This window comes from Pseudomonas sp. 8AS (assembly GCF_902506505.1).
Taxonomy (GTDB): domain Bacteria; phylum Pseudomonadota; class Gammaproteobacteria; order Pseudomonadales; family Pseudomonadaceae; genus Aquipseudomonas.
In genome coordinates, this window is sequence record NZ_LR733406.1 from 1498001 (window position 1) to 1510012 (window position 12012).

12 protein-coding genes are annotated in these 12012 nt (G+C 66.5%); 4 read left to right on the plus strand and 8 right to left on the minus strand.

The annotated features are described in order from the left end of the window. Window positions 1–21: 21 nt before the first annotated feature. From GV001_RS06995 to GV001_RS07025, 7 genes are all read right to left on the minus strand, one after another. Complete coding sequence (locus GV001_RS06995) at window positions 22–1353, minus strand: DUF58 domain-containing protein (protein ID WP_160078923.1); 1332 nt, start codon at window positions 1351–1353, stop codon at window positions 22–24. A 37-nt stretch (window positions 1354–1390) separates the two neighbouring features. After that, window positions 1391–2446: a MoxR family ATPase gene (locus GV001_RS07000; RefSeq protein ID WP_160078924.1), complete on the minus strand. Its 1056-nt coding sequence runs from the start codon at window positions 2444–2446 to the stop codon at window positions 1391–1393. Beyond that, window positions 2443–3732, minus strand: coding sequence for a DUF4350 domain-containing protein (locus GV001_RS07005; protein WP_160078925.1), 1290 nt, complete (start codon window positions 3730–3732; stop codon window positions 2443–2445). The genes GV001_RS07000 and GV001_RS07005 overlap by 4 nt, the downstream gene beginning before the upstream one ends. Then, window positions 3729–5309, minus strand: a complete 1581-nt coding sequence (locus GV001_RS07010) for a DUF4129 domain-containing protein (protein ID WP_160078926.1) — start codon at window positions 5307–5309, stop codon at window positions 3729–3731. Before GV001_RS07010 ends, GV001_RS07005 begins: the two co-directional genes overlap by 4 nt. Further along, on the minus strand, window positions 5296–6276 hold the full coding sequence (locus GV001_RS07015) for a stage II sporulation protein M (RefSeq protein WP_160078927.1): 981 nt from the start codon (window positions 6274–6276) through the stop codon (window positions 5296–5298). Before GV001_RS07015 ends, GV001_RS07010 begins: the two co-directional genes overlap by 14 nt. Then, window positions 6273–7007: an RDD family protein gene (locus GV001_RS07020; RefSeq protein WP_160078928.1), complete on the minus strand. Its 735-nt coding sequence runs from the start codon at window positions 7005–7007 to the stop codon at window positions 6273–6275. Before GV001_RS07020 ends, GV001_RS07015 begins: the two co-directional genes overlap by 4 nt. A 92-nt stretch (window positions 7008–7099) precedes the next feature. Then, window positions 7100–7915 carry a hypothetical protein gene (locus GV001_RS07025; RefSeq protein ID WP_160078929.1) on the minus strand — a complete coding sequence of 272 codons (816 nt, stop codon included), beginning with the start codon at window positions 7913–7915 and terminating at the stop codon, window positions 7100–7102. Window positions 7916–8089: 174 nt separating this feature from the next. Here GV001_RS07025 and sbcB point away from each other — a divergent pair, with 174 nt between their 5' ends. Further along, complete coding sequence (gene sbcB / locus GV001_RS07030) at window positions 8090–9523, plus strand: exodeoxyribonuclease I (RefSeq protein ID WP_160078930.1); 1434 nt, start codon at window positions 8090–8092, stop codon at window positions 9521–9523. 71 nt (window positions 9524–9594) lie between these two features. On the opposite strand, the gene mvaT is transcribed toward sbcB, so the two are convergent. Further along, entirely contained in the window at window positions 9595–9969 is a 375-nt protein-coding gene (mvaT, locus tag GV001_RS07035; protein ID WP_160078931.1) for a histone-like nucleoid-structuring protein MvaT, read from the minus strand. Window positions 9970–10476: 507 nt separating this feature from the next. Here mvaT and purU point away from each other — a divergent pair. From purU to GV001_RS20050, 3 genes are read left to right on the plus strand one after another with little or no spacing between them, the layout of a single operon-like run. Beyond that, a complete protein-coding gene (purU, locus tag GV001_RS07040; RefSeq protein ID WP_160078932.1) occupies window positions 10477–11328 on the plus strand; it encodes a formyltetrahydrofolate deformylase in 852 nt (283 codons plus the stop codon). Window positions 11329–11376: 48 nt separating this feature from the next. Continuing rightward, complete coding sequence (locus GV001_RS07045) at window positions 11377–11802, plus strand: CBS domain-containing protein (RefSeq protein ID WP_160078933.1); 426 nt, start codon at window positions 11377–11379, stop codon at window positions 11800–11802. A gap of 6 nt (window positions 11803–11808) precedes the next feature. Beyond that, window positions 11809–12009, plus strand: coding sequence for a hypothetical protein (locus tag GV001_RS20050; RefSeq protein WP_160078934.1), 201 nt, complete (start codon window positions 11809–11811; stop codon window positions 12007–12009). Window positions 12010–12012 lie beyond the last annotated feature (3 nt).

Sequence of the window (12012 nt, forward strand, 5' to 3'; positions counted from 1 at the left end):
GTTCCAGGAAGGCCGGTGTGCTCAGAGCACCCCGGCCTTTTTCCATTCCAGGTAGCGACTGACCAGCTGCGGGCCCAGTTCGCCGGGGCGCGCGTCGAGCACCGGAATGCCGTTGGCCAGCAGGCGTTCGTGCAGGCCGGCGCGGGCATTCAGGTAGTTCACCGTGCCGCAGTAGCCGAGCGCCTGCTCGTAGCTGTCGACCGGGGTCTGGCGCAGCTGGTCGAGCACTTCCTCGCGCAGGCTGGCAATCAGCACGCGGTGCTGGCGGCCCAGGCGCTTGACCGCGCCGAGCAGCTCTTCGTCGTCTTCGTCGCGCAGGTTGGTCACCAGCACCACCAGGGCGCGGCGGCGCTGGCGCATCAGCAGCTGGTTGATCGCCGCGGCGTAGTCGGCCGGGCGGCGGGTGCTGTCCAGAGCGTACACGGCGTTGAGCAGGCTGCTGATGTGGGCCTGGCCCTTGACCGGCGGGACGAACTGGTCGCGGTCGCCGGCGAAGGTCGCCAGGCCCACGGCATCGCCCTGGCGCAGGGCTACGTAGCTGAGCAGCAGGCTGGCGTTGAGGGCATGGTCGAAGTGCGACAGGTCGCCGTCATGGCTGCGCATGCGCCGCCCGCAGTCGAGCAGGAAGACGATCTGCTGGTCGCGCTCGTCCTGGTATTCGCGGGCGATCGGCGTGCGCTTGCGCGCGGTGGCCTTCCAGTCGATCTGGCGCAGGGTGTCGCCTTCGCGGAACTCGCGCAGCTGGTGGAACTCCAGGCCCAGGCCGCGACGCTGGCGCTGGCGCACGCCGAGCTGGCTGAGCCAGTCGTCCACCGCCATCAGCTGGGCGCCGTAGAGGCGGGCGAAGTCCGGATAGACGCGGGTTTCCCCCGCCAGCTCCAGGTAGCGCCGGCCCTGCCACAGTCGCAGCGGGCTGGGCAGGTTGAGTTCGCAGCGGGCGAAGCGGAAGTGCCCGCGCTGCAGCGGGCGCACCCGGTAGCCGCACTGGGTCTGCTCGCCGGGGCGCAGCTCGACCCGCTGCGGCAGGTATTCGAAGTCCATGCGTTCGGGCACATGGTCGAACAGCTCAATGGTCAGCGCCTGGGGGTAATCGTGCTGCAGGGTCAGGCGCACTTCGCTCCAGCGTCCCAGCGGCAGGTTGCCCGGCAGCTGGCGCTGCAGGCGCGGCGAGGGCAGGCGGCGCAGCCACAGGGCGTCGACCGCGGCGACCAGCAGCAGGCACAGCAGCAGGCTCCACCACAGCGGTTGCAGGGTTGGCGGCAGCTGGACCCTGAGCAGCGGCAGGCTGCCCAGGACGATGGCCAGGGCCAGCAGCACGCCGAGCAGGCCGAGCAGGAGGCGCGAAGGTTTCATGCCGGGCGCGGGCCTCGCAGCAGCGGTTGGCGCCGCATCACAGGCGCGGCGCCGGGACTTGGTCGAGCAGCTGCTGCAGCACCTGGTCGACCGACAGGCCTTCGATATCCAGTTCCGGCGCCAGACGCACGCGGTGGCGCAGCACGGCCAGGGCGCAGCCTTTCACGTCATCCGGCAGGACGAAATCGCCGCCGCGCAGCAGGGCACGGGCGCGGCCGCCGCGCACCAGGGCGATCGAGGCGCGCGGCCCGGCGCCCATGGCCAGGCCTGGCCAGGTGCGGGTGGCGCGGGCCAGGCGCACGGCGTAGTCGAGCACCTGCTCATCGATGGCCAGTTCGCTGGCGATCTTCTGCAGGGCCAGCACGTCCTTGGCCTGCAGCAGGGTGCGCAGCGGCGCCACTTCGAGCATGTCGGCCTTGGCCGAGCGGGTCACCTGGCGCACCAGGCTCATTTCTTCATCGGCCTGCGGGTAGTCCATGCGCAGCTTGAGCATGAAGCGGTCCAGCTCGGCTTCCGGCAGCGGGTAGGTGCCTTCCTGCTCGATGGGGTTCTGCGTGGCCATCACCAGGAAGGGTTGCGGCACGGCCAGGGCGCGGCCCTCGAGGGTGATCTGGCGCTCCTGCATGACTTCCAGCAGGGCGGCCTGGGTCTTGGCCGGGGCGCGGTTGATCTCGTCGGCCAGCAGCAGGTTGGTGAAGGCCGGGCCCTTGCGCAGCTTGAACTGCTCGCTCTGCAGGTCGTACACGGCGTGGCCGGTGACGTCGCTGGGCATCAGGTCGGGGGTGAACTGGATGCGCGCGAACTCGCCGCCGAAGCACCTGGCCAGGGCCCGCACCAGCAGGGTCTTGCCCAGGCCGGGTACGCCCTCGACCAGCACGTGGCCACCGGCGATCAGGGCGGTGAGCACGTCGTCGATCACCGCGTGCTGGCCGACCACGGCCTTTTGCAGCTCCAGGCGCAGGGCCTGGAGCATTTGGGTGGCGCGCTGGCGCTGGCTGGCCGGGTTGCTCGCGGCGGCAGCGGGCGCCGGGGTGGCGACCGGGGCTGCCGGGGCTGGGCTGGCGGTGGGTTGGTCCGGCGTGTGTTCGCTCATAGGGCATTCCTGAGGGTTTGCAGGTTGGCGACCTGACGGGTGAAGTCGGCAGCGGACAGCTTGTGCGCAGGCGCGGGGCGCAGGGCTTGGCTGATGGCGCTGGTGGGGATGCGGGTGAGGCGGCCGAGCACTTGCCATTGATCGGCCACGGGCAGGCGCTCGAAGCCCGGGTGGCGGTGGCGGGCGCGGCGCTGGATATCGCGTTGCAGGCTGTGCAGCAGGTGCTGCTGGCTGGTACGCCGTAACAGGAAGTCGGCGCTGCCGCGCAGGTGTTCCTCCAGTTGCCGGCGGGCATGGCTGGGCGGGCCCTGCAGCGGGCCGTGGCGCAGGCCGACATGCCACAGCAGCAGGGCGATCAGCAGGGCCAGGGCCGTGAGCGCGGCGGGATAGTGCTCGACCAGCTGGCTGAGCAGGCTGTCGCGCACCTTGCTGTAGAGCAGGGTGACGCTGCTGTCCTGGCTCAGGTACCAGAGCAGCCAGGCGTTGTCGTAGGCGTCGATGCTGTCGTTCTGCCAGAGCCAGGCGTCGGTGAGCACGGTGACCAGGCCGTCGCCGTGGTACAGCTGCAGCATGTGTGTGGCTGCGCCGCTGTTGGCCCAGGCATGGGCGCGGTTCTTGGCGTCGTAGAGGTGGAAGTCGGTGTCGAAGTCGACGTAGGCCGGGGCCTCCTCGTTCTCCAGGTAGAGCTTGGTCAGCTCCGGATAGCGGTCTTCATCCTCGGCCTCGACCTGGGCGGCGACCGCCTCGCCGAGGTTTTCCTGGTCTGCGCCGGGCTCTTCGTCGAGTTCCGCCGCTTCGCTGTCCGCGTCGGCCTGCTCGTCGGCTGAGCTGGTGCCGTTGTCCTCGTCGCCCTGTTCCTCGTCGAGGTCGTCGGTGAGGTGCTGCTGGATGCCCAGGCTGTCGAGCAGCAGGTCGTCGCTCTTGCCCTGTTCCTCGTCCCACAGGCTTTCCGCGACGAACAGCAGATGGCCGCCCTTGGCCGTCCATTCCAGCACCTGGCGGGCCTGGCGCGGGGTCATGTCTTCGCGGCTGCTGAGCAGCATCAGGGTCTGCCCGGGCGCCGGCAGCTGGCGCAGCACGGCCAGGCCGTCGGCGCGGCTGACCGCGATCTTGCGCTCGCGCAGGAAGTGTTCGGCGGCCAGGTAGGGATCGGCGTCGACCTCCGGTGCCGGGCCGAGCTTGAGGGTCTTCTCGTAGGGTTGCAGCTGGCCCAGGACATTGATGGCCAGCAGGCCGAGCGCCAGGACGAGAAGGCCGCCGAGGGCGAATCTGGCGGTCCGGCTCATGCCGTTGCTCCCGTCTGGAACAGGCGGCGCCAGGCATCGCACAGGCCTTGCTTGAGTGCCGCCGGTGGCAGGCGATGGCCGTAGGCGAGGTTCTGCCAGTGGCGGGTCAGGACCGTGCTGAAGCGGCTCAGCTCGGCCTGGTCGAGGCCCTGTACCAGTTGCAGCACTTCGCCTTCGGTGTGCGAGGCCTTCAGCGGCAGGCGCAAGTCGTGCAGCAGGCGGCTGAGCAGGGCGCGGTAGAGCAGGCCGAGGGCCTCGCGCGGTTGCTCGGCCCAGAGCTGCTCGACCGCGCCGGCAACGTCGTCGGGCAGGCTCTGCGGGGCCACGTCCAGGCCGAACAGCTGGCTCGGCATCTCGCGGCTGCGGCGTTGCGGCAGACCAAGGCGGCCGGCGAAGGTACCCAGCCATTCGCGGTAGCGCCACACCAGCAGCAGGATCAGGCCGATCAGCGCGCTCCACAGCAGCACTTCGAAGACCAGTGCGACGATTTCCAGCTTCTTCAGGTAGTCGCTCAGCGCACCCAGGTTCTGCAGGGCTTCGAGCAGGCCTTGGTTGTCGTCCTGCTTCTTGTCCGGTTTCTGCTCATCGCCGAAGCGCCAGCGGGTCACCGTCTCGCGGTGCTCGAACGGCGGCTGGTCGAGCAGCCGGGTGATGCTGTCGTGGGCGGCCTGGCTGGTCAAAGGCTGCTTGAGCAGGCGCGGGGCGTCCGGGCCGTTCGGGTCTTCGACGGGAATCGGGCAGCTGCCGGCGGCGTCCTCGGCCCAGGCCGGCGGGCTGGGAACCAGGGCGAACAGGGCGCCAACCAGGAGCAGGGCGTAGGCGCTGCCGGTCAGGCGCTGGCGCAGGCGGCGCAAGACCAGCTCGATGTCCCAGGCCTCCAGCGCGGTGCGCCGGTTGAGGTAGAGGGTGAAGCCGCAGGCCACGTAGATCGGCTCCCAGAACACCAGCACCAGGGCGTAGAGCAGGTTGGACAGGTGTTCCAGCCACAGCCACTCGGCCTGGCCGCCGCTGAGCATGCTCTGCCAGTCCCAGTCGATCTCCATCTGTTGCGGCAGCAGCAGGTAGAGCAGGCCGATCAGGCCGAAGCAGAACACCCCTTCGAGGTGCACGCCGAGCACGGTCAGCCAGGTCGGCCCGCCGCTGTTGCCCAGCCCCAGTACCACCAGGCGCTTGCTGCGGGCCTCGCCAGCGAGGCCTTCGAGCTGCAGCACCGGCAGGTCGAAACTGCGGGTCGGGCTGAGCCGGCGCCAGGTCAGGCTGGCCAGCAGCTGAGGCTTGAGCAGGCCGGGCAGGGCCTTGAGTGCCTGCCTGAGCGAAGGCGTGTCGCCGAACAGGGCGTGCGACAGGATATACAGCGGCAGGCGCTCCCAGGCCGGCTTGAGCCACCAGAAGATCAGCACGGATAGCGTCGGGTATTGCCACAGCAGCAGGCTGAGCAGGGCGAACACCGGCAGGGTGACGATGGCCCAGCTGCCCATCAGCAGGCCGGCGTGGCGCTGCGCCAGGAGCACGCCGAGGTCGACGGCTTCCCAGGCGCTGCGCGGCCGGATGGCGACGCTGGCGTCAGTCAGGCGCATGGCGGTGGCGTCCGGCAAAAACGAAATAGGCGATCACCAGCAGCCATAGGGCCGTGCCGACCAGGTACTTGATGGTCGGCGTGGTGTAGGTCATCGACGACCAGAATGCCTCGACGAAGGCGGCGATGACGAGGAACAGGATCACCCCGGCGACCAGCTGGATGCTGCGCCCGGAGGCCTGGCGCAGGGCCTCGCCGCGGCGCAGGCGGCCCGGGGCGAGCAGGGCCCAGCCGAGCTTGAGCCCGGCGGCGCCGGCGAAGGCGATGGCGGTCAGCTCGAAGGCGCCATGGCCGATGACGAAGGACCAGAAGGTTTCGCTGTAGCCGATGCGGGTCAGATGGCCGGCGACGGCGCCGATCATCAGGCCGTTGAACAGCAGGAAGAACAGGCTGCCGAGGCCGAACAGCAGGCCGCTGGCGAAGGTCTGAAAGGCGATGCCGATGTTGTTCATGATGTAGAAGCCGAACATCATCCAGTCGTCGCCCGAGTCGCGCTCGCTGAAGCGGCCGATGCGCCGGGCGTCGGGGTCGTACATGCGCTCCATGTCGCTGACCTGGGCCGGGTCGAGCAGGCCGTAGATCAGCTCGGGGAACTGCCAGGTGAGCAGGCCCATGCCGATCAGGCTGCCGAAGAACAGCAGGCAGCCGGCCAGCACGCAGCGCCATTCGCTGCGGATCAGTTGCGGGAAGCCGCTGATCAGGAAGCGGATCATCTGCGCCAGCAGGTGGCTGCGGTGGCGGTAGAACTGCTGGTGGCCGCGCATCGCCAGCTGTTGCAGCTGGTCGATCAGGTGGCTGCTGTAGCCACGCTCCTCGGCCAGGGCCAGGTGCTGGCACAGATGGCGGTAATCGGCGGCAAAACTTTCGCAGGCCTTGCTGTCGGCCTTGCCGCGCTCCAGCTGGCCGAGCAGCTGGGTGAAGCGCTGCCAGTCGGCGGCGTGCTTTTGCTCGAACAGGTGCTGTTTCATGTCGCCCCCAGCAGGCCGCGGGCGATGTTGTTGAGGCGGGCCTCGGCCTGCTCCGGCGGTACTTGCAGGGGCTCGGCGAGGATGCCGGCCAGTTCCTGGCGGCGGGCCGCGGACAGGCCGCCCTGGCGTTCGGCAAAGCCTTGCAGGGCGCGCTGTTCGGCGAGGCTGAGGCGGAACGGCGGGCGCTCGCTGTCGCCGGGCGGAATCAGCGGCCGGCTGCCGTTCTCGTCGCGGTAGACCACCAGAGTGCCGGCGGCCAGGTCGCCCAGGCGCTTGAAGGCCGGATGGCTCAGGCAGCTGACCAGCCCCAGGCAGTAGCCGACCGGCAGCATGTCGACGAAGCGCAGCAGGTTGCGGGTCAGCGAAGCGCCCCAGCCGACCGGGGTGCCGTCGTCATGCACCACGCGCAGGCCCATGATCTGCTTGCCCGGCGAGCGGCCCTGGTTGAATACCTCGAACAGCACCATGTACCACCAGTTGACCAGGAACAGCAGAATGCTGCCCAGGCCCACGCCGAGCTGGCCGAGGAAGGCCATGACGATGAACATCAGCAGCAGGATGGCGCCGCGGATCAGCAGGTCGAGGCCGAAGGCCAGGATGCGCGGCAGCGCGCCGGCCGGGCGCAGGACCAGGTCAATGCCTTCCGGGGTTTCGACATGGTGGCGCGTATCCAGCAGCCTGTGGCGGGTGCGGGATGGCTCATGGGCGACGCTCGGCGGGGTGGGCTGCATTCGTCAACTGCATCGAAGAAAGCCTGATGCTAGCCAGCAGCAGGAGGGAAGGCAATCGGGCCGCCGCGGCGGCCCGAGTGCTGGCTGGCAAATCAGTTGGCCGGTGCGGGCAGCACACCGAAGATGGTGCGGTAGAGAATGCCCTGGGCCACGATGAACATCGGCACGGTCCAGATCAGGCCGATGCCCAGCGGAATCATGCTGATCATCATGATCACGCCGAGTAGGAGGTAGAGGAAGAACACCTTGAACCAGTGCTGGTTGATCGCCTTGCACGACACCAGCATGGCGTCCCAGGCCGACAGCTTGCGCTCGACGATCAGAGGGATGGTCAGCAGGAACGCGACGGCCAGGTAGATGCCCGGGATGACGAACAGGAAGAAGCCGACATTCACCAGGATGCCCATCAGGATCGCCGCCAGCAGCAGCGGCAGGGTGCGCCCGAAGTGGCTGAATACTTCGCCGAAACGTACCGGCTGGCCGGCAGCCTGGCGGATGCCGACCATGTTGATGCCGGCCACGAAGGGGTAGACCACGGCGAGCATGACCAGGCCGGCGCCCAGGCCGATCACGAAGAAGCCGAACACGCCTGCGGCCAGTAGGCCGCCGCCGGCACTGTCGCCCAGGCTGGAGGCGCCCAGGGCACCGAGTACGCCGAAGACGGAGAGGATGATCGAGAGGAGAAAGGAGGCGACCATCATGGCGCCGCAGAACACCAGATAGCTGCCCCAGATCACGCCTTTGGTGCCTTTGGTCTTGCTCCAGGCCTCACCGAGCAGGCTGCCGATGGAGAAGTCGTAGCCGCGGCTCAGGGCCTGCTCGAGCGAAGGCGCCTGCCCGGGGGCGGTGGTTTCCTGCAGGGCGCTGCCCGGCATGGCATAGGGGTTCTGTAGGGTTGTGTCAGTCATGAGTACTTCCTTGTTGTAGTGGGACACCATTACCAGCGACGCATCCTAGCGACAGTGGCGGGGCGGCAGCAAGTTGGACCTGTGTGCCCGTGAGCGCAATCATGCTTTTTCGCGTTTTTTGTGCGCCGTATACGCCTGTTAGACTGCGTGGGCCTCTTCTCGATGGAAACCGCCGTGAGCTCAAGCATCTTCTGGTACGACTACGAAACCACCGGGATCAACCCGCGTAGCGATCGACCGCTGCAGGTCGCGGGCATCCGTACCGACGAGCAGCTCAACGAAATCGGCGAGCCATTGAACATCTATTGCCAGCCGAGCGACGACATCCTGCCGCATCCGGCGGCCTGCCGGATCACCGGGATTACCCCGCAGATCCTGTGCGATCAGGGCCTCTGCGAGGCCGAGTTCATGGCGCGCGTGCATGCCGAGCTGGCGCTTCCCGGCACCTGCGGCGCGGGCTACAACAGCCTGCGTTTCGACGACGAGATGACGCGCTACAGCCTGTACCGCAACTTCTACGACCCCTATGCCCGCGAGTGGCAGAACGGCAACAGCCGCTGGGACCTGATCGACCTGGTGCGCACCGCCTACGCCCTGCGCCCGGAAGGGATCGCGTGGCCGCATGACGAAGAAGGGCGGGCATCGCTGAAGCTCGAGCGCCTGACCGAGGCCAACGGCATCGAGCATGGCCAGGCGCACGATGCGCTATCGGATGTGCGCGCGACCATCGCCCTGGCGCGCCTGCTGCGCGAACGGCAACCCAAGCTGTACGACTACCTGTTCCAGTTGCGCAGCAAGCACAAGGTCATGGAGCAGATTCGCCTGCTGCAGCCGTTGGTGCATGTTTCCGGACGCTTTGCCGGCAGCCGCAATTACCTGGCCGTGGTGCTGCCGTTGGCCTGGCACCCGCGCAATCGCAATGCCCTGATCGTCTGCGACTTGCAGGCCGAGGTGCGGCCGCTGCTGGAGCTGGATGCCCAGACCCTGCGTCAGCGTCTGTATACCCGGCGCGATCAGTTGGCCGAAGGCGAGTTGCCGGTGCCGTTGAAACTGCTGCATATCAATCGCTGCCCGGTGGTGGCGTCGCTCAAGGTGTTGCGCGCCGAAGATACTCAGCGCCTGCAGTTGAACTTGGCGGAGTGCGAGACGCGCGCGCAGTTGTTGCGTGACGGCGTGGCGCAATGGCAGGAGAAGTTGGCGCACATCTATGCGGAGGAAGAGTTCGCTGCGCTGGATGATCCGGAGCAACAACTGTATGGCGGTTTCCTCGGTGACCGCGATCGACGTTTATGCGAACAGGTGCGCCAGGCCAGTGCCTTGCAATTGGCGCGCGATAATTGGGGTTTTCTCGATGCCCGTTTGCCCGAGTTGCTGTTTCGCTACCGGGCCCGCAATTTTCCGGCATCCCTGTCGCAGCAGGAGGCGGCAACGTGGCAGGCCTTCTGCCGTACTCGCCTGAGTAGTGCCGAGGCGGGGGCGCCGAATACCCTGGAACAGTTCGAGGCGGCATTGATCAATGAATGGCCGCAGGCCGATGCGGCGCAGCAGCAGGTATTGCAGGTCTGGCGCGAACATGTCGCCGCGCTGCGGGAGAAATACCGCCTGTGAGGGGCTTGGGCGATGGAATAAAAAAAGCCGGCAAGTTGCCGGCATTTTTTATTGGCTGAAGTGCTGTCGACTTAGCCGAGCAGGGTGGCCCAGCCTTCAACAACGGCGGCGCCCCATTTGGCTTTCCACTCTTTCAGCGTCTTGTGGTTGCCGCCTTTGGTTTCGATCACTTCACCGGTGTTCGGGTTCTTGTACTGCTTGACCTTGCGGGCACGCTTGGTGCCGGTGGCTTTGGCGGCGCGCGGAGCCTTGTTCAGCTTGGCTTCCGGGTCGAGCAGGGCAATGATGTCGCGCAGGGATTTCTGGTATTCGCCCATCAGGGTGCGCAGTTTGCCTTCGAATTCCAGTTCTTTTTTCAGTTTGTCATCTTGCGAGAGGTTCTTCAGGCGCTCTTGAAGTTCCTTGATGGCTTCTTCGGTGGCGCGGTATTCGTTGATCAGGGACATTGTGCTCTACCTTGACAGGGGCGGATACGAGATGGATTGAAGGTAATAATAGACAGGCACTCGGAGGCAAGTAAATACGTTGGAAAAGTTTTGCCGAAATTATTTCGTGGAATATATGCCCGGGGCCTTCCGGGGGTAACGGAAAGTCTGCTGCCGTTCGCTGCTGCATATCTGGCGGATTAACTGCAGCCCCGTGCAAGTTGGCGGTTGCGCAAGTTCTTGCGCGCCGGTGCTTATCGCTGGGGTGCCGCATGTTGCGGCTGCCGGGAGTGCAAGTTTGCGCTGAGGTTAATCGCTTTGCAGTTGCCGGATGCCGCCGGGCTGATGTTTCGCCGGCCTTGGGCTAATGCCGCCAGCACCGGCATGGGCGTGACAGGGTTGGAGTCGGCTACATCGTGGCGGTTTGTTCGGCTGATACCGGGTACTTTAACCGGGGCAAGCGGATACTGAAGTTTTCCCTCGCTCTGGCTAGAATGGCGCCCTCGCGAAGTTTCTGGAGTCTCCCATATGCGCACTTTTCGGCTGGTCATCGCCTGCCCGGACGGCGTTGGCATCGTTGCCAAAGTCAGCAATTTCCTGGCTACCTACAATGGCTGGATCAGCGAAGCCAGCCACCACTCGGATAACCAGAGTGGCTGGTTCTTCATGCGCCATGAGATTCGCGCCGACTCGCTGCCGTTCGATCTCGCTGGCTTTCGCCAGGCGTTCGCCCCGATTGCCCGCGAGTTCTCCATGGAATGGCGGGTGACCGACTCCGCCCAGAAGAAGCGCGTGGTGCTGATGGCCAGTCGCGAGTCGCACTGCCTGGCCGACCTGCTGCACCGCTGGCACAGCGACGAGCTGGATTGCGACATCCCCTGCGTCATCTCCAACCATGACGACCTGCGCAGCATGGTCGAATGGCACGACATTCCCTTCCATCACGTGCCGGTCGATCCCAAGGACAAGGCCCCGGCGTTCGCCGAGGTGGCGCGTCTGGTCGGCCAGTGCGATGCCGATGCCGTTGTGTTGGCGCGCTACATGCAAATCCTGCCGCCGCAGCTGTGCAAGGACTTCGCCGGGCGGGTGATCAACATCCATCACAGCTTCCTGCCGTCCTTCGTCGGCGCCAAGCCCTACCACCAGGCTTCGCTGCGTGGCGTCAAGCTGATCGGCGCCACCTGCCACTATGTGACCGAGGAGCTGGATGCCGGCCCCATCATCGAGCAGGACGTGGTGCGCGTCAGCCATCGCGACAGCATCGAAACCATGGTCCGCCTCGGCCGGGATGTGGAAAAAATGACCCTTGCCCGTGGGCTACGCTATCACTTGGAAGATCGTGTGCTGGTGCACGACAACAAGACGGTGGTGTTCGACTGACGGTTGTCGGCGGGTACCCCGGGTCTGCCGCGATGGAGGCGTTCAGCGATGCTCAAGTCGATCAAGGTGCGCGACTACATGACCACGCACCAGGTCACCTTTCATGCCGATACGGATTTGTATACGGCTATCGATCTGCTCCTCGAACACCGGCTTTCGGCTGCTCCGGTGGTTGACGGGCAGGGCGAGCTTATCGGCCTGCTGACCGAGATCGACTGCCTGCGCGGCATCCTCTCCGGTGCCTATTACGAGGAAACCGGCGGTACGGTCAGCGCCTGCATGACGACGCGGGTGGAAACGGTGGCGGCCGAGCTCAGCGTGATCGAGGTGGCCGAGCGCTTGTTGCAGGGTGGTCACCATCATTTGCCCGTGGTCGCCGACGGCCGGCTGCTCGGGCAGATCAGTTGCCAGGATGTGCTGCGCGCGGTCAAACAATTCGCCCAGCATGAGTCGGGGCTGCAGACCGAGGGTTAAGAAACCATGCCGCATCCTCGCAAGCCGGGCACGGCCCATCCGCCCCCCACGCTGGGGGAGGGCTGTACCAGTCGTTATGATCCGGATGCCTTGAGCGAGGAGGACGGCACCGAGTTTCCCGGTGCCGCCGAGCTGTGGTCGCAGCTGCAGGAGGGCACGCCGGCGGGCGAGCCTGAGCGGGCGCAGGAGTCACCTGCGCCCCAGTAGGCT